22 protein-coding genes are annotated in these 22,126 nt (G+C 32.7%); 10 read left to right on the forward strand and 12 right to left on the reverse strand.

Annotation, left to right across the window (positions count from 1 at the left end; genetic code table 11):
- Window positions 1-9: 9 nt before the first annotated feature.
- Window positions 10-567, forward strand: coding sequence for a GNAT family N-acetyltransferase (locus AB3210_RS03875; protein WP_007302829.1), 558 nt, complete (start codon window positions 10-12; stop codon window positions 565-567).
- A gap of 253 nt (window positions 568-820) precedes the next feature.
- Window positions 821-1,750 (forward strand): AEC family transporter, encoded by a 930-nt coding sequence (locus AB3210_RS03880; RefSeq protein WP_265013663.1) that lies wholly within the window; start codon window positions 821-823, stop codon window positions 1,748-1,750.
- Window positions 1,751-2,114: 364 nt separating this feature from the next.
- Here the strand turns inward: AB3210_RS03880 and AB3210_RS03885 are convergent, their stop codons facing one another.
- Window positions 2,115-2,558 (reverse strand): hypothetical protein, encoded by a 444-nt coding sequence (locus tag AB3210_RS03885; protein ID WP_012481725.1) that lies wholly within the window; start codon window positions 2,556-2,558, stop codon window positions 2,115-2,117.
- A gap of 118 nt (window positions 2,559-2,676) precedes the next feature.
- Complete coding sequence (gene prfA, locus AB3210_RS03890; RefSeq protein WP_007302826.1) at window positions 2,677-3,768, reverse strand: peptide chain release factor 1; 1,092 nt, start codon at window positions 3,766-3,768, stop codon at window positions 2,677-2,679.
- Between the two features lie 113 nt (window positions 3,769-3,881).
- Here prfA and yihA point away from each other — a divergent pair, with 113 nt between their 5' ends.
- Window positions 3,882-4,475 (forward strand): ribosome biogenesis GTP-binding protein YihA/YsxC, encoded by a 594-nt coding sequence (yihA, locus tag AB3210_RS03895; RefSeq protein WP_007302825.1) that lies wholly within the window; start codon window positions 3,882-3,884, stop codon window positions 4,473-4,475.
- A complete protein-coding gene (gene argB, locus AB3210_RS03900; protein ID WP_230609118.1) occupies window positions 4,450-5,388 on the forward strand; it encodes an acetylglutamate kinase in 939 nt (312 codons plus the stop codon). The genes yihA and argB overlap by 26 nt, the downstream gene beginning before the upstream one ends.
- Before the next feature lie 373 nt (window positions 5,389-5,761).
- On the opposite strand, the gene AB3210_RS03905 is transcribed toward argB, so the two are convergent.
- A complete protein-coding gene (locus AB3210_RS03905; protein ID WP_052264694.1) occupies window positions 5,762-7,294 on the reverse strand; it encodes a hypothetical protein in 1,533 nt (510 codons plus the stop codon).
- Between the two features lie 179 nt (window positions 7,295-7,473).
- Here AB3210_RS03905 and AB3210_RS03910 point away from each other — a divergent pair, with 179 nt between their 5' ends.
- The gene (locus AB3210_RS03910) at window positions 7,474-8,751 is read left to right on the forward strand and encodes an adenylosuccinate synthase (protein WP_007302822.1); all 1,278 of its coding nucleotides are present in this window, start codon (window positions 7,474-7,476) and stop codon (window positions 8,749-8,751) included.
- 158 nt (window positions 8,752-8,909) lie between these two features.
- Window positions 8,910-10,142: a hypothetical protein gene (locus AB3210_RS03915; RefSeq protein ID WP_367363632.1), complete on the forward strand. Its 1,233-nt coding sequence runs from the start codon at window positions 8,910-8,912 to the stop codon at window positions 10,140-10,142.
- Here AB3210_RS03915 and AB3210_RS03920 read toward each other — a convergent pair.
- The gene (locus AB3210_RS03920; protein WP_214303148.1) at window positions 10,095-11,507 is read right to left on the reverse strand and encodes an IS4-like element ISWosp2 family transposase; all 1,413 of its coding nucleotides are present in this window, start codon (window positions 11,505-11,507) and stop codon (window positions 10,095-10,097) included. The genes AB3210_RS03915 and AB3210_RS03920 overlap by 48 nt on opposite strands.
- A 12-nt stretch (window positions 11,508-11,519) precedes the next feature.
- Between AB3210_RS03920 and AB3210_RS03925 the strand changes: the two genes are divergently transcribed.
- The 3 genes from AB3210_RS03925 to AB3210_RS03935 all read left to right on the forward strand — a co-directional run bounded on the left by AB3210_RS03925 (window position 11,520) and on the right by AB3210_RS03935 (window position 13,253).
- Window positions 11,520-12,350: a hypothetical protein gene (locus AB3210_RS03925; RefSeq protein WP_246485283.1), complete on the forward strand. Its 831-nt coding sequence runs from the start codon at window positions 11,520-11,522 to the stop codon at window positions 12,348-12,350.
- A 71-nt stretch (window positions 12,351-12,421) separates the two neighbouring features.
- Complete coding sequence (gene infA / locus AB3210_RS03930; RefSeq protein WP_052264695.1) at window positions 12,422-12,685, forward strand: translation initiation factor IF-1; 264 nt, start codon at window positions 12,422-12,424, stop codon at window positions 12,683-12,685.
- Window positions 12,663-13,253 carry a Maf family nucleotide pyrophosphatase gene (locus AB3210_RS03935; RefSeq protein ID WP_052264696.1) on the forward strand — a complete coding sequence of 197 codons (591 nt, stop codon included), beginning with the start codon at window positions 12,663-12,665 and terminating at the stop codon, window positions 13,251-13,253. Before infA ends, AB3210_RS03935 begins: the two co-directional genes overlap by 23 nt.
- Here the strand turns inward: AB3210_RS03935 and AB3210_RS03940 are convergent.
- From AB3210_RS03940 to AB3210_RS03960, 5 genes are all read right to left on the reverse strand, one after another.
- Window positions 13,240-15,453 (reverse strand): hypothetical protein, encoded by a 2,214-nt coding sequence (locus tag AB3210_RS03940; protein ID WP_052264697.1) that lies wholly within the window; start codon window positions 15,451-15,453, stop codon window positions 13,240-13,242. The genes AB3210_RS03935 and AB3210_RS03940 overlap by 14 nt on opposite strands.
- Window positions 15,454-15,768: 315 nt before the next feature.
- Window positions 15,769-16,125, reverse strand: a complete 357-nt coding sequence (locus AB3210_RS03945; RefSeq protein WP_007301972.1) for a transposase — start codon at window positions 16,123-16,125, stop codon at window positions 15,769-15,771.
- Entirely contained in the window at window positions 16,085-16,267 is a 183-nt protein-coding gene (locus AB3210_RS03950) for a hypothetical protein (RefSeq protein WP_038227351.1), read from the reverse strand. The genes AB3210_RS03945 and AB3210_RS03950 overlap by 41 nt, the downstream gene beginning before the upstream one ends.
- Window positions 16,233-16,709 carry a transposase gene (locus AB3210_RS03955; protein ID WP_019236989.1) on the reverse strand — a complete coding sequence of 159 codons (477 nt, stop codon included), beginning with the start codon at window positions 16,707-16,709 and terminating at the stop codon, window positions 16,233-16,235. Before AB3210_RS03955 ends, AB3210_RS03950 begins: the two co-directional genes overlap by 35 nt.
- Before the next feature lie 206 nt (window positions 16,710-16,915).
- Window positions 16,916-18,253, reverse strand: a complete 1,338-nt coding sequence (locus tag AB3210_RS03960; RefSeq protein WP_052264771.1) for an alanine/glycine:cation symporter family protein — start codon at window positions 18,251-18,253, stop codon at window positions 16,916-16,918.
- A 638-nt stretch (window positions 18,254-18,891) separates the two neighbouring features.
- Between AB3210_RS03960 and AB3210_RS03965 the strand changes: the two genes are divergently transcribed.
- A complete protein-coding gene (locus tag AB3210_RS03965) occupies window positions 18,892-19,782 on the forward strand; it encodes a hypothetical protein (protein WP_052264770.1) in 891 nt (296 codons plus the stop codon).
- A gap of 144 nt (window positions 19,783-19,926) precedes the next feature.
- On the opposite strand, the gene AB3210_RS03970 is transcribed toward AB3210_RS03965, so the two are convergent.
- From AB3210_RS03970 to AB3210_RS03980, 3 genes are all read right to left on the reverse strand, one after another.
- Window positions 19,927-20,199, reverse strand: a complete 273-nt coding sequence (locus AB3210_RS03970) for a protein-disulfide reductase DsbD domain-containing protein (RefSeq protein ID WP_307847042.1) — start codon at window positions 20,197-20,199, stop codon at window positions 19,927-19,929.
- A gap of 131 nt (window positions 20,200-20,330) precedes the next feature.
- The gene (locus tag AB3210_RS03975; RefSeq protein WP_214303391.1) at window positions 20,331-21,278 is read right to left on the reverse strand and encodes a hypothetical protein; all 948 of its coding nucleotides are present in this window, start codon (window positions 21,276-21,278) and stop codon (window positions 20,331-20,333) included.
- Between the two features lie 127 nt (window positions 21,279-21,405).
- Window positions 21,406-21,909, reverse strand: a complete 504-nt coding sequence (locus AB3210_RS03980; protein ID WP_019236345.1) for a protein-disulfide reductase DsbD domain-containing protein — start codon at window positions 21,907-21,909, stop codon at window positions 21,406-21,408.
- Between the last annotated feature and the right edge of the window lie 217 nt (window positions 21,910-22,126).

Here is a 22,126-nt window from a genome sequence, read left to right on the forward strand (position 1 = left end):
CTTTAATTAATGAATAAAAATATCACATTTAAAGCGTTGAAAGAAGAACATTTTTCACTATTATTAAAATGGGTAGAAATGCCCCATATAAAGAAGTGGTGGGATACGGATATAAATTGGACACCAGAGTTAATTGAGAAAAAATATAGCAACTACGTTAAAGGATTCAAACGTTTGAAATTTAAGACACAAATTATTGAAAAACCAATGCACGCATTCATTATTAATTGTGATGGAGTTGATATTGGTTATATTCAATATTACAACAAACATGATTTCCCACCTAAACAGATCTATAACACTTTAGAACTTCCAGAAAGTTGTGCTGCTATAGACTGGTATATCGGAGAGCTGAATTATGTAGGTAAAGGAGTTGGTTCACAAGCTTTGAATATATTTTTAAACAAATTTGTCTTTAAAGTTTATGAGAATGCCTTTGTTGACCCAGGTATAGCAAATGTTTGTGCAATCCGTGTTTACGAAAAAGTTGGCTTTAAAAAAATTATGGAAAGTAATAGTGCGATTTTAATGATTAAGGCAAGAATTCCTGAGAACCATTCAAGATGAGTGTTTTTTCAACAATCTACCTAAATTACTAAAAGTGGCTTATAAAAATATACAAGGAGCTTTATACAAACTTAACATAATTTAGTCATAAAAATATCATTATTAAGTCCTATATAAGAACAAATTTTGGCACTCAGTGAATCTTTTTTAACTAACTATGAACTTGATTAATTGGAAAATAAATTTTACTTGCTTTTACAATACCTTAAAATCTAATATCACTTTATCAGCAAAGATATCACAATAGGCTAGTATGTTCTTCACTCTTTTCCTCAAAATATTACCTATTTACATTACAATACTTATTGGTTACTTAGCAGGAAGATATCTTAAAATTGATAGAAATACTATATCTCAAATACTCTTTTATATAGCTAATCCAATAGTGATTTTATACGGAGTATCTCATACAGAAGTTAATTTAAAAGTAATTTCTCTGCCGATTTTGATATGGTTTATAGGTAGTACTATGTCCTTATCAGTGTATTATCTTTCTTCTTTTTTATTTAAGGACAACACGAGAAACATATTAGCGTTTAGCTCGGGCAGCACAAGCATGGGTTATTTTGGTCTACCGATTGCCATGGCTTTATTTGATGAAGATTCAGTGTCTGTGTATGTTGTCTGTTACATAGGAATGGCACTATTTGAAAATAGCTTGGGATTTTATATAGCTGCAAATGGTATCTATACTGCAAAAGAATGCATATTAAAGTTACTCAAACTTCCTTCATTATATGCGATGATTCTAGGCTTCTTTTTAAGTATATATGATATACAAATACCCACTTTTTTGACGGATGTTATGATAAATATCAGAAGTACATTTATCACATTAGGAATGGTGCTGCTTGGAATAAGTATTGCACAAATTACAAATTTTAAAGTAGATTGGAAGCTTGCTTTGACCACTATTGTAGCAAAGTACATATTCTGGCCGTTATTTGTTTTGGAAATTGTCTTACTAGACAAGCATGTTACAGGTATATATGATGAAAGCATCTATAAAGCACTGATGTTACTGGCTATTATTCCAATTTCTGGATCCAGTATAATACTTGCTAATATTTTAAATTACCAACCAGATAAAGCTACTTTATTGCTCCTAATTAGTACTGCAGTGGGACTATTTTATGTTCCACTTATAATATCATTATTTTTTACTAAACTTGTCCCTTTTTAATCAAAAATTTAAGCGCTAGGCCTATTCACAAAACTTGAATTTAGACTAGACTTCTTGGATAATCATAAAAGAAACTAATCCTTTTTTTCCTCTCCTTTCTTATTTTTTTACACAGAATAGGAAGTTATCAATTGATGGAATTTTCGCAATAATGTCAATAGCAGTAAGATTTCCTACACCTTTTAGCAGGTCTATAGTTGAATTTGGATGTTCTATGAGCAGCAACAAATAAATGTAACTTGCCTTTTTCTATATGATGCTATTAACCGAATAGGTATTCGTTTGACATTTCCATATCTTTGTTATCATTAGTAATACTAAAGGGAAAACTAAACTTAATAAGATTTGGAAGCATATTGTTGTTCTATGATTCACGTAATGCTGCTATGCCTTCGTTGCAGACGTTGTCATAAAGTAAATTAAATTCTTTAATATTTGAAAAACTACTACCCCTTAGCGCACTCATTAATATTATTCCACTTTCAACATCAATATCATTAGAAATTAAATCAAGTTTAATAAGATTTGGAAAGTTACCATTCTTTAACAATTTAGTGATTGCTATTGAGCCTTCTGCGCCAATAATGCTAGAAGTTAATTTACACTCAGTAATATTTGGAAGATTAATATTCTCTAATGCTTCATTTAAAACTTCTCCGCACTGAGCATCAATATAACAATTAGATAAAGTCAAGCTTGTAATATTTTGCTTTTTCTGTAAAAAGTTTACTAGCTTTTCCATATATACATATAGATTATTTAACTCTAAGGTGTTACTATTAACATATTGATTAAAGTCAACTTCCATGGTTTCTGTAAGTTATAGAGCTGCTAATTATAGTATAAATTTAAATAATTGTCAACCTTATGAACAACTAACTTTACTTCTTTTTAACCTGATACCTATGCTTTGTTTCAAATTTCCATCAAAAAGTAACATTACCCCCTCCAGTCAACCTTTCTGCTTCATTTCGTGAAATCAATGCCTCAATAAATTCATCTAGTTCACCTTCTTTTATAATCTGTTCTAGTCGATGTGAAGTGAGATTAATTCTATGATCTGTTATTCTTGATTGTGGAAAGTTATAAGTTCTTATACGTTCAGAGCGATCTCCAGAACCAATTTGGCTTTTCCTCATTGTTGACCTTTCCATTTCTTTTTTTTGTCTTTCAATTTCGTATAGCCTTGCTCTCAACACTTTGAGCGCTTTAGCCTTATTTTTGTGCTGCGATTTTTCATCTTGCTGTATTACAACTATCCCTGTTGGCAAGTGGGTGACCCTTACTGCGCTGTCAGTTGTATTCACTGATTGCCCTCCAGGACCACTGGATCTATAAACATCTATGCGTAAATCTTTTTCTTCTATTTCAAAGTCAACCTCTTCTACTTCAGGTAATATTGCAACAGTAGCTGCGGAAGTGTGCAATCTTCCTGAGGATTCAGTTTCTGGCACTCTTTGTACTCTGTGCACCCCTGACTCAAATTTCAGTCTTGCAAAAACTTCTGTTCCATTAATGAGTGCAGAAGCTTCCTTATAGCCACCTATACCTGTATTAGAAATACTTATTGGCTCAAACTTCCAATTTCTTCTTTCTGCATATTTTTGATACATACGAAATAACATCGCTGCAAATAATGCTGCTTCTTCTCCGCCTGTGCCTGCTCTAATTTCTAATATTGCATTTCTTGAGTCATCTTCATCTTTGGGTAATAATGCCAACTTTAGTTTTGCTTTTACTTTCGGTAATACTATCTTTTGCTTCTCAAGAAGTTCTTCTTTTGCTAACTCTTTTATATCACCATCGCTGTTCTCATCTTTCATGATTTCTTCTAAATCTGAAATTTCCTCTTTTAATATATTATATTCATCGATTATCTCGATAATTGGTCTGAGTTCAGAGTATTCCTTTGAAAAACTAACGAATTCTTTTTGACTCAAATTGGTAGGGTTTTCCAGATTTCTCTCTACATCAGAAAACTTTTTTTTTAAGTCTTGTAAATTATTCTCTATATCCATATAGTACAGGTCTAGTTTTCAGCTGTTTAAGTAAGTAATATATACTGAAATAAAAAATTTCTTATATCAAGCAATAACACTATAATTGTCTCGAATATTTCTACCTAAGTATAATGGCAAAACAGATAACATCAATCTGCAGCTTCATATTTGGAGCTTCAGACAAAAAATCATTACCAGATGAGTCGGCTCCAGAGATTGCATTTGCTGGTAGATCAAACGTAGGAAAATCAAGTTTAATCAACTTGCTGATAAACAGCAAAAAAGCTGCAAGAGTTTCTTCTAAACCTGGATGCACTAGACAAATAAATTTTTACTCTATGTACAATGATAAGTTTAGGATTGTCGACCTACCGGGTTATGGCTATTCTTGTGCAAGCAAGGAAGAAGCAGTACAATACTTAAACCTAATTGAGTACTATCTAATTCACAGGAGAAATCTAAAAAGAGTGTTTGTGCTTATAGATAGCAAGGTAGGATTAAAAGAAATAGACAAAGACTTTGTTTATTGGTTAATATGTAATAATATTAACTTTAATATTGTGCTAACAAAAATAGATAAAGTGAATCAGGAAAGTCTAAATGCTATTCTAGAAAATACTCAAAAGTGGGTTAATAATGAACATGTATCAATTCATCAAATAAGCATTCGTGTTAAGCATAAAATCACCAAGGTAAGAGATGAGTTTTTCAAATTTACAAGATAAAAAAATGAAAAGTGATGAATCTTTAAATGGTAAGATGCCATTGAAGGAAAAAACAGAAATATTATTTGAAGTTCTGTCTAACATACCTAAATTTGTAGGCGAAACTTTTATCATCAAATGCAGCAGTGTAATAATCTCAGATGAAACGCTGCTTAGTGCTTTTGCGCATAATGTTGTTCTGTTGAAACAGCTTGGTATAAATCCGGTAGTAGTTCATGACGGAGAATATGAAATTAACTTAGTGTTAAAAATGCTAGATATGAATGATAAGTTTATAAATGGTGTCAGACTTACAGACAAAAGCACTATGAAAATCATTGAAATGGCACTGTGTGGTTCAATTAATAAAAAAATTGTTCAGCATATAAATTCTGCTGGTGGTTCAGCTATTGGACTATGTGGAAAAGATGGCAACCTCATAAAAGCTGAAAAGATAAGCACTACGCTTAGGGAAAATAGATTAAATAATATTGAAAAAATACTAGACATGGGATTTATCGGTAGACCAACTGAAATCAATCCTGATATATTATTCTTTATTGAAGAATCAGATTCTATACCAGTTATTGCACCTATCGGTTATGGAAAAAATGGAGAAACATATCATATTGATACTGATAGCACTGCAAGTGCAATTGCACTTGCAGTTTACGCATCTAAAATGATAATCTTGAGTGATACAGATGAAGAAATAAACAAAGTTGGCAATGGAAGAGTCTTGATTAAAAATTTAAAAGAATCGATTGATTGTGGAAAAATTAAAGGAGAAAAATTTGTTGAAAGGCTTATGTCATATACTAAAATGGTAGAAGAATGTGCAGGGGTTGTTCACATAGTTGATAGTAGAGTACCTAACATTATACTTGATTTATTTACTGAGAATAATTCAGGTATATCAATAATGGATGATTAATAGCTGTACTGCTTATAACCATATGAACATTGAAAATTTGGGAATAGCTTATGTCAAATTCCTATTCTCTTTTCCAGTTTTTTTAGGGTTTTTTTTTCTTGCAAGCATAATAGTTTCGTATACATAATGAAACCAAATGGTATTTTTAGCTTGATAACAGAGGAAAATAAAGAGGGCTTGGGTGTAACACTCAAATAATGATTTACCTTATGGATACCGCTAGAAAAGTTGACTAAGGTATACAATTCTCTCTGCGTCAAGTTACTCAAGATATCGAATCTACAAACGCTTTGGATTGAGTGTGTTTGGTCAATTTGAGTGCTTTAAATGAAAGGCGAAAATTGAGCATACTACGCCTCTGTACACAGTATCTTTAATGCAAATGCCCATGTGATTCCACAGATAATTTCTGTTTTTTGATTCTATCTGTCCATTTACCATTTTCCATATCTTGTTTATTGGTTGCTTTTTTTTCTTGTTCAACAATTGCCTTATCTATCTTCTGATGAATTGCATCAATTGCATTAATTGCATTTTTTTCTTTGTATACTTCGCTTTTTCCTTCAACAATTAAATTGGTAAAAATATTTACAACAAACTGCACTTGATTATGATTAACCTGACCTTTTATCGAAGAAGGTAAAGAGTTTAATTCCATCAATACTTCTGATGCTGTTTTATCTTGAGTGGAAAGCCCTAAATTATCTGCTACTTCACTTATTAATAACTCTCTGTTTTCTTTATTATCTTCCAATTTAGTATAATCACGCAGTAGATCCATAACTGAAGATACTCTGACTTCAATAATATCATCAACATCTTCACCTCCTAGAGCAACTCCTGATCCCAATAACCTCTCTCTGAGATTTTTCTTTAAAAGATTGGTAAATTTTTCATTTGCATCCGATCCTGTAGTAGATATTGTACCATCTAAATAGTTGTTTACTTTGATTTGAGTACCTAAGCTATGCTCTATTTGTATTTTTGCCTCAGGTTTAAATCCTAATTTTGCACAGAATTTCTGAAAATATTCTTTAATAGTGTCAAACAAGGTCTTGCCATTGTCTTTATAGTTTTTCAACTCTTCAGGAATAGTAAGTGATAATTTACCATCTCCATATTTTACAAGGTCTTCACCATATTGAGACTCAAGTGTAAATTCTAATGAGCTGGATAGGTCACATATTTTCTCTTCCGGATTGTCAATCGTGGTTATAGGTATTGCCATATCAGACGTCACTTTTATGCGGTTGTGGTCAGTGCAGTAAATGTTTAGCACTTTTTTAGGACTGTGTGGAGTTAAATTACAACTACTGAGTGCGGCATGAGATTCATTAAATATACCAGCCCCATACCCTGCTTGATTACAATTGGTGACTAGCTCTTCTAAAATAGCATTACTTGGAACTTCTGCCCCAGCGTACCTGAACATTTCCTTGAAAATTTCCTTTGCTAATGCACGGTAATCTTTTTTGGAGAATAGATGATAAGAGCTTCTCCCTGCGTTATAAAATCTCTCAAATTCCTTTCTATATTCATCAATTTTTTTTTCATCAGCAACTGTAGGGCTATTACAATGATTTTCCCAAACTTCAGATAGTCTATCTTGATCAAGCTCCTTAAGTACTGGTTCCATAAAAGCTTTACCTTCTTCAGAGAGGTTATCAAAATTATCACGGTTAAAAATCTCATTTTTATAATCTTTAGCTCCTTCCTTAAATGCAATAATAAAATTTTTATCTATTTCTTTTTCATTAATAATAAAATTCATTCTTTGAAAATCTAAGAACATTGTTTCACCGGAATTCGCTAATTTATTATCTTGATCTGCTCTTAATTTACTAAAATTGAATTCTTTAGCTGTGGCCTTTAATCTAACTACCGGACTCTTCTTTGCCTCTTTCATAATTAACACCTTACTATAAATATGCTGTAAGTTGTACCATATAATGATGAATAATTTTATAATATATAAAAAAGTCGATAGTCTATTTCTTTATTTTAGGGATATAGGAAAGGCGTAGATTTCTCTTTTCATTTGTAGCATGCTGCATTAATATTTACGTATTAATCTAGAAAATAGTGATGAATAATATTGTAATTGTTGGTCTGCAATGGGGTGACGAAGGCAAGGGTAAAATAGTAGATTATCTTTCTGAGAATGCAGATGTAGTTGTGAGATTTCAGGGAGGAAATAATGCAGGGCACACTATAGTAATAGATGATGAGGTTTATAAATTAAATTTACTGCCCTCTGCTGTTTTGAGAGCGGACAAAATATCTATTATAGGAAACGGTGTTGCTCTTGATTCACATGCTCTAGTCTCAGAAATAGAGTCATTGAAAGTTAAAGGAGTAGACGTAAACTATAACAACTTGATGGTATCCGAGAGCTGTCCATTAATACTTAGCGTACATAAGGACAAGGAAAAGCTATTTGAAGATTTAAACGGAAATCACAAAATTGGTACAACAAACAAAGGGATAGGGCCATGTTATGAAGATAAAGTTGGCAGGAGAGCTATACGCCTTTGTGACTTAGAAAACACAGATGAGCTCAATCAAAGAGTGGATGCTCTCCTGAGTTACCATAATGCTATCAGAAAAGGACTTAACTACCAGGTAGTTAAAAAAGAAGAAATATTAAAGGAAATTCAAGAGATTTCAGAAAAAATTCTTTTATATAAAAAACCTGTGTGGAAGATACTAAATGATTTTATGAAAGAAGGTAAGAAAATAATATTTGAAGGCGCTCAAGGCGCATTTTTAGATATCGACCACGGAACTTACCCTTTTGTTACTTCAAGTAATACCGTAGCATCGCAAGCGATAACAGGCTCAGGATTATCCTACAATGCTCAAATTATTGGTGTAGCAAAAGCGTATACAACAAGAGTGGGTAATGGTCCATTTCCTACTGAACAAAATAACGAGATTGGAGACAGCTTATTTTCTATAGGTAAGGAACTTGGAACAGTAAGCAATAGAAGAAGGCGCTGCGGATGGTTTGACGCAGTTTTAGTGCGCCAGGCCGTACAACTCTCTGGAGTTTCAAGCATTGTATTAACCAAATTAGATATTCTTGATTCTTTTGATACTATTAAAATAGGCACTGGTTATAAGTATGGCGGAAAAATGTATGATTATTTACCCGCATCACATTCAATACAAAAAGAATTAGAGCCAATATATGAAGAATTTCCTGGTTGGAAAGAGAAAACTCAAGGCAAAAGGTCAGTTAAGGAATTACCTGCAAATTTGATGAAATATGTGAGAAAAATAGAAGAATTAATAGGTGTACCAATTCATCTAATTTCAACTAGTCCCAATAGAGAGGATGTTATTAAGCTTAAAAATCTATGAAAACGTCTTGTTAACTTTTATCTAATAAAAAACGATACTTGTGTGACTTCAAGCAATCTATTATGCAAAGTAGCAGCGTAAACGTACAGTGAGCAGTGTGATTTTTCTTAAATACATGTTGATTGTTATAATATAAACATAGTTAAAGGAGGCGTATTATGATTGCAGGTTTGACTAAGGGAGACAAAGCAGTAAGAGCGGAAAAAACAAGTGATCAGCTGAGAGAATTGTCAGTTGCAGAATATGTAGTTAAGTCAATACATGACTTGCAAAAATTGCATAATAGATTATGTTCATCACAGGGCAACAATTGTGTTAATGATAGAGAGAAGTTTGTCCAAGATAGTGATGGGCTTGGTATATTTCAATTTCTCAAAAGCTATATTAATGATGCAGAAAAAAATGAGCCTTCCATTAAGAACCTTACTATAATGAAATTTCTTCGCTCAATTATAGAAGATAGGGAACTGTATAAAAAGTTATGCAGTTTCGATGATTTTCTCGATTGTGAGTTAGAAAATTTGAGAGATAAGATAAGCTTATTAGCGCTTTTGAGAGAAAAGATGGACTTTGCTGATATACAAAAAGCTTATGATAATTGGCGTTTTAATGATCTAATAGGTGATAATGATTTTAAGCGAATGTACGTGGATCAAGCAGTAAAAGAAAGAGAAAAGCCTGTTAATGAGGACTTTGAGAAAAATATAGGTAAATACATAGAGTTAGTAAAGGAAGGAAAAGAAGTTGCAAGTAGGTATTTTGGAAAATGGAAAGAGGACTTTCAAGTTTACTGTGAAGAAATTGACAATAATAATAGAGTTTTGAATATTAACCTTACTCATTACGACAATAGTGAGCCAACAAAGATTAGTGACGTTTTACAGCAAGAGAAAGATATTAAAGAACTGAATATCTATTGCAATAAAAAACATGAAATACACGCTCGTAAAAAAGATAAGAAAAGATATTATGAATTTAAAGAAGGTGCATATTATGAAATGACAAGCACTTGGGCTGCAAAAGATGGATCAGGAATGTGTACCATGATTATGAATGTGAGTAGTGATGGCATAACTGAAGTACTAAAATTTGATGGTGAAGATTTTGTGTCATCGAAGGAGATTCTAGAATTAATAAAGCAAAACGATGAATTATATATTCAAGGTCTCTCCTTATATGATGCTGTAATGGAATCACTAGAAGAGGATAGGGCTACTCCTATTAATTTTTACAATGAATCTATGGTGGCTTATCAAGGTAAGGAACCAGAGGGGAAGTTAGATCATAAAGTTGATGCTGATAATAGCCTTCCTTCTTCTCCTTCTATTAATAGCAACTTACTATTACCCACAAATATAAAGTTCGTGAGCAAGTCGCCATCCTTCTGCTAGATCAAAGAGACGTCTCCATCCTTTCCAAATAGTAATGGGGCCTGGTTCTAGATCATTTTTTCTAGCCAAATGTCCTCCAAGTTGAGCAATCCATGAAACAGCTTCTTTTATAGTAGGAGTTGCATTTGAACATGGTTTTCTATGTATTTTTACATATAGAACTTTCCATTCTTCTTCGGCTAATAAGGTAGTACACGGTAATGTTGGATCAGTTCTTGCAATTGTTGTAATAAAGAAAATTCTCCAAGCAATAATACTCATTACTGTTAAATATCGCATCAACCTTTCTGCTGTTCCAAGCCTACATTCTTCAACTTTGAGACCAGATTTTAAAATTTTATGTAATATTTCTATTTTCCATCTAAGACAATACCACCTAACTTTTTCAACAGCTTCATCAAAGGTATTGACTGGAAGATTTGTTAAAAGCATCCACTCTAGCGGATTTGTTTCAGAAGGAAAGTCTTTTTCAACAACGTAAACTGCATAGTGTGGTAATTTAAGTAATTCTTCTGTCTTATGCCTAATACTATTCTTAGATGGATGCATAATAAACTTTCCGAATCTAACTTCCAAATGTGCTGTTCTTTTTGGCTTATTATCTTTTGCAGGAACTTCAACTTTTACCGTACCTGCACAATGAGAGGATTTAATAAATTCCCATAACTTCTGCTCACCTTTTTCAGGATATCGAGATTTTCTATTTACTGCCCTATCTTTGGAAGCTCTAACTAACACTGCCGAATTAAGATTATATGCAAGCTCAAAAAACTCATATATATCTGCTTCTCTATCGCATATGGTTATAGTCTCAGTTTGAGTTGAATCAATAATGTTGTTTGTGTTGCTTAAAGTTTCTAACCATTTTATACTCTCTTTATCTTCAATGCGGATACTGTCATTGTTCTTTTTTTTTATGTTTTCAGATTCTTCAGGTCTTGAATAAATTTTTTGATCTAGTATCCCTAGTACCAAACCTTCTATACTAACAGCTAGAGCTGTATGCATTATAATACCTTGACTATGTTTTCTTGTAATAACTCCCAATCCACTTGTTTTTTCATGGTCTGTGTATGAAATATAACTTGTATCTTGGATCACAAAAATTTTTTTATGGGCTTTTGTTCTTTCAACTGTTTTAGCAACGTGTGAAGCTAGAATATCGCCTTCTTTCACGTTCTCATTTTGAAAAAAACGATATGCTGCTTTTGCTTCTGACCAACTTCCACACGCCTGATTGATTGAGCTTTCAGGTAAACTTGTAAAACTATCAGCAATATTTACTAATCGGTCAGTTAACCTTTTATCTCCAAGTACAGCATCTCCAAATTCATTTTCAGCCCATTCATTATTCCTGTTTGCCATTTTTTACCCTCAATGTTTGCAAACTTTAATGTTGTAATACTTTATTTTTATGTCCATTTATATTTGTGGGTAATAGTAAGTAATAGCAATGCATTGGAAGTCAATTTACAGCACACTGAAACTCAACCAGAAATTGCTTCACAACAAATCAGAACTCAAGCGGAAACTAACTCACAAAAAATGGATGAATTGATTCCAGATAATCAAATGCTACCTAAAGAAAATGTTGAATTAAAGCAAGAAATAGAAGCAGAAACAATTGTAAAGTTAGAGAGGCAGTGTAGCAATTTGAACGATGAACTTGAAGAAGAGAGACTAAAGTTCGACATTGAGGAGCCAGAAAACGAGTACGAGGAATTTCTAGACGATATACTTGAACTCACTGAAGATGAAGATAATATTGATGAATTGAAAGAGAACTATATCGACGTAATTGCAGATCAAATTCAAACAATTAAAGAAATGAAAGAGGAGATAGAAAACTTAAATCATCAAGTGAAATACTTAGAGGACCAACAAGATCAAGTTACTGATAAACAAAGAATGAATGAAATCCCCAGTGGTTGTATAAAAAAATATTATACTCTAATGGGAGAAGTTTTTAATGAAACTGATAATGAGTCTAATGTTCCACTGAAAGAAAAAACAACATTATGCAGATCTTTAAGCTTTGATGGAGGATATGGTAGCGATGAGGAAAATTGTGATAATGATTTATCTTCTAACATAACTTCTATTGAGAAGGTAGTAGAGAGTAGAAGCGTAGGTAGCTCGCTTTCCTCTTGCATTGTTAAGGAGATGATTGGAGTTAAGTTGCAAGAGCAATACTCAAGTAGAGTATAAAAATCTCCTGTATTGATAATAATTTAAAATCTATAGTAGACTGAAAAAGATTATTAAATTATAATACGACAATGATAAAAGAAGACAAATCAAAAACAATTTTTGAAGTGGAAGGGGCAGTAACTGCTTTACTACCTGCAGCAGAATTTAGAGTGAAGCTGGACAATGAACATGAGATTATCTGTCATGTATCAGGGAAAGTGAGAAGAAGTAAAATACGCATAATTATAGGCGATAGGGTGTTGGTTGAGATGAGTGTTTATGATAGGAATGCAAAAAAGGGTAGGATAATTAGAAGGCTTAAAGGTACAAGTGACAGAACGATCTCTAAATAATCTTATTCTTGCTTCATCATCGAAAAGGCGTATAGCTTTACTAAAACAAATAAATATTGAGCCAGGTTTAATTTTGCCAGCAGACATAGATGAAGTTCCTTTAAAAAAGGAACTTCCAAGAGATTACTCAATCCGTATGGCAAAAAGTAAAGCTGAGAAAACACAAAGTTCAAATCCAGATTACTTTGTGCTTGGTGTTGATACAGTTGTTGCTTGTGGTAGAAGGATACTGCTCAAAGCTGAAAACGTTGAGCAAGCAGAAAAATGCGTTCGCTTGTTATCAGGAAGAAGGCATAGAGTATACACCAGTGTGTGTTTATTAACTCCTGATCAATCTAAACAGCATATTAGGACTGTAGTTACAATAGTGAAATTTAAGCGTCTCAGCGAACAAGAAATTAAATATTATTTAGCATCAGAAGAGTGGAAAAACAGGGCAGGGGGGTGCAACATACAAGGTCTTGCAGGAATGTTTGTATTATTTTTACGTGGCTCATACTCTTCTGTAATAGGGTTACCATTACATGAAACCCATTGCTTGCTAAGTAATTACTTTAACCTATACTAATACCACTGTCCTTTTTTTGTTTTTCTTCAGCAATAAGTTTAGCCCAGATTCTATTTCTATTTGCTAATACAATTCTATTGCGATCAGGACTATCATTGCGTTCTGTTAAAGTATCTTTTCTTTCCTCTTCTACTATTCCAGCTTTCAGTTGTGCTGCATCTTTTTCTAGCAATTTATATAGTTCGCTATTTTTGTCTATAGTCAGATTAGTATTATCATTTTCTTGTTCTGCCACTTTTCTTTCTAATAACTTACGTACAGGGTCATATTTTTTACCTTCTTTTATTTCTTTCAACATACTTTCTGAGAATAAATCTTTAGTAGCCTGGTCTCTCAATCCTTTATTCAATTTTTCCAATGTATCTTTTGGTTCAATGGTTTCTAATTTCCTCTCTAATTGTTCAGGATTTACCTGAAAATTATCGTGGCTAGTGTAAGTTGGAGATGAGTAACCTGAGTCGTTTATTTCTTCCTCCGCTGCATTGTCTTTTAGCAATCCAGCTGCTAATAAATGTTCTTTTGTTTGTTCACTCATTTTCTTTTGATTTACTGGTTTTAGCGGGAATTTCTGAGTTTCTTTATCCAACCTACTGGTAAATTCCGTAAGTAGGGTATAATCTCTTTGTTCAACATTCATTAGGCTCGCTTTTAACTGTCCAGAATTTACTCGAGATTGTTCATGATTAGAGTGAGTTGGAGATGAATAGCCCGAATCGTTTGTTTTTATATCTGTTGAGCTGTATTCTAGCGATTCATTTTCTTGTTCGGTTTCTTTTTGTTCATCGTTTCCTCTTTCTTCGTTTTCCTTAGTGCTAAGATAATCTTTTTCTTGTTTATAATCTGATTGAGGTTTTGAAAGCGTTATATACTCATCTTCGTTATCGCTCCAACCATCTTCGAAGTCAGAAAATTCTTCACCATACTTACTTTCACTACGTAATAACTCATTTTTTGCTTTCCATGCAAGAATCGAAGCTACATCATTTAGTGATTGCTTATTTCCAGTATTGCTTGATTCTTTAGCGTTTTCATACTTAAATGCACCTTTAACTTTTTTGAATGCAACGTCTTGTGCTGCTGCAGTGCTTTCATTAGTTGTAGGATCAAAAATTGCACCTTTTTGCCGATTATTAGATATTTGCTCACTTTCATCTGATCTTCGGCTTCCAGATGCAGTATATCCAAACGTAGTAAATGTAGACTGCCTATCGTTTTGATTTTGGCTTACAGATTTGGTGAAAGCAGTACTGTTTGAATGATCAGAATATGGAGAATTGTAGTTATTTCCACTATTAATCCGTATTGGCTGATACTCACCTTTTTGCTGATTATTAGGTAATGAACTAGTTCTAGTTGGCAGTGACGGTGGAATCTTTTTAGCAGATGCGTTATTAGAATGTGTAGTGCTAGTCGTTGCATGCTTAAACTTAACTTCTTGATCTTGAGTAGCTTGAACGCCAACACCTTTACTAATATCATTTTCTATGAAAGTTTCAGATGATTGTTGATTCTCTTGTTCTTGTCCTTTCTCCTTGAATTGTATTTGATATAGGAATAAGCCACCTATTTTTACATCTGTGTTTGCTTTTAATTGTTCCTCAGTAACACCATTACGTTCAGTGAGATCTACACCATCTTTATCAATCTTGATTTTGATAGTACATTTTTTGCCATTTTTGTCATGCCAATTCAAAGTCATTTCATATGAACCATCGGTTACAACATAATGCCTTATTCTTTTCTCTCCTTCTTCGGCAACAAAACCGTGCATTCCGCTCTTTCCATCACTATGCAGCGTTGAAAATCCCGAAATTCCTTTCTTCTGACAAAAGTCACTATTTAAAAACTCGCTGATTTTAAACTCTTTTTTGTCATCTCCCAGTGTAATACTTGCGTGATCGCCATATATTGAAACTCCTGCGATATCATCAACATACTCTTTTAACCTTGCTTTAACTTCACTTTCAAGCTTTTGTTCGGCTTTCTTTATCTTGTTCTGCTCTGGAAGAATAACTTCATAAGCTTTATTTTTGTCTTCATCTGTCTCCAAATTCCAGATGGGGTGCTTTATTAGAAACTTTACTGCATTAAAACCAACTCTGGAATTATAAATTGGGTCGTCTTCCTTTTTTATTTCATCGAATAAAGTAAAAAATCCTCGAATGAATTCATGATATTGTTGTGTGCTTTGAGTATTCATATTTTCCCTCACTAATAACCCTCTGCCTTTTAGCCTTAGCTAGTACAATTATTACGGGAATTGATTTAGTTTTTATTAAAGAAGTTGTATTGCTAACGTGATGACATGAGCTATTTTATGTTCACATCAAGCAATTTAAGTTGTCATCCCAGTCTGGAATCTAGATTTTTCTAGACTTGATCCTATAGTCAAATTCATAACTACAAACGTTGTAATATAAGAGTAATTTTCACCAAAAAGTATGTCATTTGAGTAGCTGACACTGGAATGGCTTTGTTGCACAGCTCTTCGGATAGTGGGTAATGTATAATAAATTCATGAAGCTATATCAAACTTAGCCATGCCTATTTCAGTAAATTTGTTAAGCAAATAACACTTGAGTAGCAGTTCCTTCTCACGATTAATCTCAGATTTATTCCTAAAACTAAATCCAAATATTTGCTTCAGTCGCGAGAAAAAACTTTCTATATAAGATCTCTTCCAATAATTTATCTCTTTTTTCCACCTCTTCATACCATCTTCATCATATGACTTTATGAGCTTGATTGTAGAATTTCTCTCATTCATATAATCCAACTTTGGATGCTCTACTGCATTATTTTGCGGAGGAATCCTTGTCTTTATGTCAAGCTCATCGCACAGTTTGTATAACTTCTTTCGATCTATCTGCATATATCGTGCTTATGTTATACTTGGTATCCACTCTTTCAATAAGATCACAGGCTCCATAGTGGTCGGAATAAACTCCACTACTGTATTTTGCAGCTATAACTTTTTTACTACCTATCTCTAGCATTACATCTTGTTTGCTCATAGCGGCGATACTTTCTATCTGTACCATTTGCCTTACTATGGCCTGGAATATTATTGTAGATGCTGATACCTGTACTATCTATAGCAATTTCAATATCTTCCATATCGTTCTTATCAACTCTGCAGTCGTTGATTTTGATATTAAGCTTTTTAAACCTTCTTGAAGCCTGCGAATAGCTGATAATTTGCAAAATTTTCCCTATTTGCTCAAGATATTTCTCTATAAATCCCACTGTTTGCCTAAGACCAATCCTGAATAGATAGGTTATTATGTGAATTAGAATCACTACTTTGTCGCTGTAGACATTGTTGCCACCTGCTACTTTTGGACTATTTTCGTACCAATTTTCAATGGCATCGTTGATATAATGAAAAACATTTCCCCTTTCTTGAAGAAATTTGTTATATTCATTGCAGTTACTGACTTTCATTCTTATTGGCATATTTTTCCTTTGTCGGCTAAATATCTATTTTATAACAAATTCCATCAGTAACTGCCTGTTCTTTCCTTGAGTGGTGCAACAAAGCCCACTGGGATCCAGTCGCACTCAGTTAGTGAGCATAAAAGTATTATGTTAAAACATAAAATTTTTGATGAAGTTCATGAAAGGCTGGATTCCAGACTGGGATGACAACTTAAAATATTGCTTTAGCTCTGTTTTTGCAACTTCAGGTATTTGCTACTCATAGTAAATACTTCTGGATCTTGAGAAGTGAGCTTGAGTATAGCAAGTATGTTTATGAGTAGCAAAGCAGCAATTGAAATATCAGCGATATCCCAGAGTAACTTAACTCCACCGATTGCACCAAATGGAATGATTAAGGTAAAAACTACAGTCCAGATTTTAGTGTATTTATTATCCATAGATACATAGCGTATTGTTTGTTTTGAACAAAAAAACCAAGTAAAGATAGTAGTAAAGGCAAAACAAAACATTATAGCCATAATTAAATAGTCAGTATAGGGCCAATTCATAGCTTTTCTAAAAGCAAAAATGCACATGTTAGTGCTCTCTAAATCAGTAATCCAAGAATCTGTGACAAGCAGTACCATTGCTGTAATGAACACTATGAGTGCAACTATAAAAGGAGATATTATTGTGATTAGACTCTGTTCAATGATAAATTTATTGTTATTTTTTTTAGGAGTAATCGAGGAGTGTACAATTCCTTCGAGGCCAAGTCCTATATCTGTTGCAAAAATACCTCGCAGAGTTCCTACTTGAATAATAGTCAACATTTCTAAAATTAAACCTAAAGATAAGCCAGAGTTAAAGCTACTAGTTGTAAAAAAATTGCTTGTTATTAGTTTTAGAGAAGGAAGAATATTTTCACTAAACTTAAATAATATGATACCGCAAAGTGTGAGGTAACTTACCGTCATTATCGGTATCATAGCCGATATAAAAATTTTAATTTTTTTTAAGCTGAGAGCTGCAACAACAAAAAATATTATGGCCATTACAATGCCGCCAATGACTACAGGTATATCTACCATGCTGAGTGGTATTGATAGAGAATTTACCTGAACAAGGTTACCAACTGTTATTGAAACCATCATCATAATAACTAGAAACACAACTGTAGCTTTTCTAGAATTAAATGCATCAGTCATGTAGGCTACAGGTCCACCTATAAACCGTCCATTTTTTTCTTTTCTGGTTTTTATACTTAGGTAACAAGTAACATATTTTATCACAGAAGTAACAACAATAATTATTGCCATCCATAAAATGGATCCTGGTCCTCCGGTTTTTAGAGCAACAGCAGTGCCTGAAACGTTTCCTACTCCTAAATTTCCTCCTAAGATTGTAAACAGGGCGGCTATAGAAGAAAATTTATTTTCTCCTCTTTTAGCTCCAATAAGTGAAACGGCATACGGTAGTCTAAACACCTGTAACCATTTTAGTTTAACCGATAGGTAAACACCAGCAACTAGTATGAGTAGTATTGTTGGCAGTAAGAAAACAAACTTTACTGTATCCATCTGTAAAAGAGAGATTTTTACTTGAGTATATAGCAAAAGTTGAAAATACCCAACCTATTTTCTATGTATGACTTCGGTTTCATTATTCTAGCACCTCTTAATCTTGTCATACCAATCACAACTGATTGTAATATGGTACAATGTTCATACAATGTCATTCCAGTGCTTAACACTGGAATATTGTGTTTTTACATAAGGTTAGCTGCTTTTATACTTATCAACTTAGTGTCTAATCTGGATGCCAGAGGGCTTTGTTGCATAGCAGGAGAAAAACTAGCGATTACTGACAAAATTCATTATAAAATAGCCATTTAACCGCTTAAGGATAAATATATCATAAAAAATGAGAGTCAGTAACCAAGGTAAATATAACAAATTTTTCCAAGAAATAGGAATATTTTCATTTAGGCAAGGTGTTGATAAGAAGTTTAAGCTACAAGAGCATTAAATATAGTGATGAAGCACGAGAATATCTAAATCACACATATTGAGAAGCAACCTTCAACAAGTGTAGATGAAGCACAAGCACAATCTTTAGCAGGTGAAAAGAAACAACTATAGTTTTCGTTATTGTTTAGTGTTGACCTAGAAGGTCAACACTGATATATACCTCTATATAGCTAATATGTGGAGGTAATATGGTGGTAGATAATCCAAAAGCAGTTAATAATCAGGATTATTTTGATAAAAGTAATCGTTTTTATTTGCGCTTAAAAGATAATTTTTTTAAAAATCTGAGCCCAGATAGTAAAGTATCTATGGATTCTGAAGATAAGAACGAAGAAGTTAGTATTGATGATGATGAAAAGTGGTTTAAACACTTTTCTACTGTACTTTCCAATGAAGAAGGACAGGAAAAGTATAGATATGAGGTTAATGGCAGGTATGAATATAAACATGCCAATAAGTACGATAGCAAAAATGTCGTAGGTGCAATTGCTCAGAAAATTGCAAAAGATGTAAAGGAAAGTATAAAAGATAATACTTTAGAATATATAGGAATTAAAGAAAGTAGAAAGAAAGGTAAGATTAAGCCTGCACTCAGAATTATGCTTGGCGATCCTACAAAATCAATAAATGTGGTTGATGTTTTAAATAGTGATATATGCAGAAAATATGGTGTAGATGGAATTACATTATTGCTGCCTAGTAAAAGCAAATGTGAAACAAGGGGAATACGCTGCAGAGTTGATGAGAATGGAACAAGAATTTATGAAGTAGCTAACGGCTCATATTATATGACTTTAAATTGGTATGCTGAAGGAGAAGAGTGTGAAATGAAAATTATCATTAGTGATAATGGTGCTGTAGAGTTTATTGAAAGCAATGGTGTCACTTGGGAGCAATTAGCTGCAAATAAAGAAGTAAAAGTAGGAAGACAATATGAAGCGAAGCCTTTATATGAAGCATTGTCATATTTAAAGCGAGAAGGCTCTGAAGTAATAAAAGGATTTTATCCTTCAACAAGTGTGGAAAGCATACAAATCACTACAGGAGTTAATAAGCAAGCAGCTCTTTCAAAGTTATAATTTTCGTTATTGATTGAAATGAAGCCTTTTGGGGACCAAAAGGCTTCATGATCGAAATTTTTGGAAAGATCTTTATTGGAAAATTCAGGGACAGGAATAACATTTTTAAGCTATCGTATAACTATCACTTGCTCGCTGGGAGCTCTATTTTTCATACCACTCATTTATGAGTTTATTGATATCGGAATCCATAAAATCCTTTAGTGGTTGACTGGTTTTTATCTCGGCATTTTTAGGGATACACCTATCTTTACATATTGCGTACTTTATATGAAAGTTAATATCAGCGTATTCCTGATTTGGAATGATATTAGTTTTAAAGGGAAATAACACCATATCTTCATATATGTTACTAACAAATGTAACTTCCCCAACTTTATCTTCATGTTCCTTGGGAGTAGACCAATGAATATCTATATTGTATGTTTATAGCTGAAAGGAAAGAGAGTAGGTATCAAACCTTATAAAAAAGTTAAAATACCTAAGCTTATTTTTGTATCATGAAAATTGTAGCAATAAACCTTTTCTTGAGCGTACATTCAAGAAAATTATAGCACATAATCACTACTGTAGTTATAGCTAGGGAGCTCTTCGTTATCAGTAGTTATCTCATCACTCTTTTGAATTACGCTCTCACTTTTACTAGGAGAACCTAAACATCTCATATTACCAGTGTCAGGAATTATCAACTTTACTTCTTTGTCGGAAGTCCATAAAACTTTATCTTTTAATTCAATTAATTCAGTGGGTTTCTTAGTGAGGTTCTTATAAATTGCACAGTTGTTTTTAGGATCATCTTTAAGCTTACCGTCAAAAGTTAAGAAGTGCTCTAAGTGAAGATAGGGTATTTTAGTATTGTTGCCATCTTTATCTATTATCATATTACTCTTATCAACAATTATTAAAGGTGATACCAATTTTGCAACTATAGTTTTACCTGCACATTCTTTTAGCTCTTCTACGCTACGATCTAATACTAGATTAGGACACGTTGTATTCCAGAAGAAATTTTTGTTATGAAGTGCATTTTTATTAAAATCTTTACTGTGATAACATGCACTTTTATTGTTATTATCAGCAGAGAGCTCATTGTAAGGATAACCCTTACCGCTAGTATTCGTTTTACCTTTTCCACTACACCATATACCGCTAGGTAAAAAGTTTGTATAATCTATTGCATTTCCACACTTTGCATCTTCCTTACATTCAAATGTTATAGCAAAATTTGCTGCATAGTATTCCTTAACAGGGTTTGGGTTAGTATAATGCATGATGTTTTCATTGTGTATTAATTCAGGAAAAAATTCCTCCAATAGGTCCTTTATAAACCAACCAGGTTGACAAATGTGCTTAGTAAGAGTAGAATAATTTGCACGTTTTACGCAGTTGTGCATATCATCTGAAGCGTGTGCTGTAGTAATAATCACACCTTCTATTCCTTCTTCTTTTTTTTGATTAGCAGTTTCATTTATTATGTGTTTACATTGATGAGTCATGATTGTATATCAAAAAATTAATATTACTATATTAACATAATATAGTAAATAATTAATGACTTTAATTGCACATAAGGCTTTTAAAGCTCTTTCTCAACTATAGTTGTTAAGCTCTTGCTTTTTAACCTTACTTCTTGTACCACTCATTTATGAGTTTATTGATATCAGAATCTATAAAATCCTTTAGTGGTTGACTGGTTTTTATCTCGGCATTTTTAGGGATACACCTATCTTTACATATTGCGTACTTTATATGAAAGTTAATATCAACGTATTCCTGATTTGGAATGATATTAGTTTTAAAGGGAAATAACACCATATCTTCATATATGTTACTAACAAATGTAACTTCCCCAACTTTATCTTCATGTTCCTTGGGAGTAGACCAATGAATATCTATATTTGATATGTTACCCTGACAGTCAAAGGAAGTAGGAAGGCCGAAATCTCCAGGGTCTTTGTAATATATATGCCAACCTGGTTTTATTGTAACCTTTATTGCGCCTTCAATGGTAAGGTTTGCTTTATTTATCTTACCAATGAGCAGATCAAATTTTGCAACTTCTTCTTCAGCGCACAATTGAGTGCAAGAAAAAAGTAAAAGTAGGATTGAGTATATACGTATTTTCATAAATACTCTATTTATGAAGAAAATAATTTAAGTTCTATCTATTATAATAAAAATATTATATAAATCATTTATTAATATAATATTATACTAATAGTAATATACTAGCAATTATAACTTTCATATATTATTTTTTTATTTTTAAGCAGTTATAATATTAAAGAGACGTAACAAATATAAATAGTAGTGGCTTTGCATAGAAAATCACAAATTTATTTCC

The organism is Wolbachia endosymbiont (group B) of Scrobipalpa ocellatella (assembly GCF_964188425.1).
Taxonomy (GTDB): Bacteria; Pseudomonadota; Alphaproteobacteria; order Rickettsiales; family Anaplasmataceae; genus Wolbachia.

Coding starts and splice junctions, on each gene's coding strand:
- AB3210_RS03875 (WP_007302829.1), top strand. CDS start 10: ATGAATAAAAATATCACATTTAAAGCGTTGAAAGAAGAACATTTTTCA.
- AB3210_RS03880 (WP_265013663.1), top strand. CDS start 821: ATGTTCTTCACTCTTTTCCTCAAAATATTACCTATTTACATTACAATA.
- AB3210_RS03885 (WP_012481725.1), bottom strand. CDS start 2,558: ATGGAAGTTGACTTTAATCAATATGTTAATAGTAACACCTTAGAGTTA.
- prfA (WP_007302826.1), bottom strand. CDS start 3,768: ATGGATATAGAGAATAATTTACAAGACTTAAAAAAAAAGTTTTCTGAT.
- yihA (WP_007302825.1), top strand. CDS start 3,882: ATGGCAAAACAGATAACATCAATCTGCAGCTTCATATTTGGAGCTTCA.
- argB (WP_230609118.1), top strand. CDS start 4,450: ATGAGTTTTTCAAATTTACAAGATAAAAAAATGAAAAGTGATGAATCT.
- AB3210_RS03905 (WP_052264694.1), bottom strand. CDS start 7,294: ATGAAAGAGGCAAAGAAGAGTCCGGTAGTTAGATTAAAGGCCACAGCT.
- AB3210_RS03910 (WP_007302822.1), top strand. CDS start 7,474: ATGAATAATATTGTAATTGTTGGTCTGCAATGGGGTGACGAAGGCAAG.
- AB3210_RS03915 (WP_367363632.1), top strand. CDS start 8,910: ATGATTGCAGGTTTGACTAAGGGAGACAAAGCAGTAAGAGCGGAAAAA.
- AB3210_RS03920 (WP_214303148.1), bottom strand. CDS start 11,507: ATGGCAAACAGGAATAATGAATGGGCTGAAAATGAATTTGGAGATGCT.
- AB3210_RS03925 (WP_246485283.1), top strand. CDS start 11,520: ATGTTTGCAAACTTTAATGTTGTAATACTTTATTTTTATGTCCATTTA.
- infA (WP_052264695.1), top strand. CDS start 12,422: ATGATAAAAGAAGACAAATCAAAAACAATTTTTGAAGTGGAAGGGGCA.
- AB3210_RS03940 (WP_052264697.1), bottom strand. CDS start 15,453: ATGAATACTCAAAGCACACAACAATATCATGAATTCATTCGAGGATTT.
- AB3210_RS03945 (WP_007301972.1), bottom strand. CDS start 16,125: ATGCAGATAGATCGAAAGAAGTTATACAAACTGTGCGATGAGCTTGAC.
- AB3210_RS03950 (WP_038227351.1), bottom strand. CDS start 16,267: ATGAGCAAACAAGATGTAATGCTAGAGATAGGTAGTAAAAAAGTTATA.
- AB3210_RS03955 (WP_019236989.1), bottom strand. CDS start 16,709: ATGCCAATAAGAATGAAAGTCAGTAACTGCAATGAATATAACAAATTT.
- AB3210_RS03960 (WP_052264771.1), bottom strand. CDS start 18,253: ATGGATACAGTAAAGTTTGTTTTCTTACTGCCAACAATACTACTCATA.
- AB3210_RS03965 (WP_052264770.1), top strand. CDS start 18,892: ATGGTGGTAGATAATCCAAAAGCAGTTAATAATCAGGATTATTTTGAT.
- AB3210_RS03975 (WP_214303391.1), bottom strand. CDS start 21,278: ATGACTCATCAATGTAAACACATAATAAATGAAACTGCTAATCAAAAA.
- AB3210_RS03980 (WP_019236345.1), bottom strand. CDS start 21,909: ATGAAAATACGTATATACTCAATCCTACTTTTACTTTTTTCTTGCACT.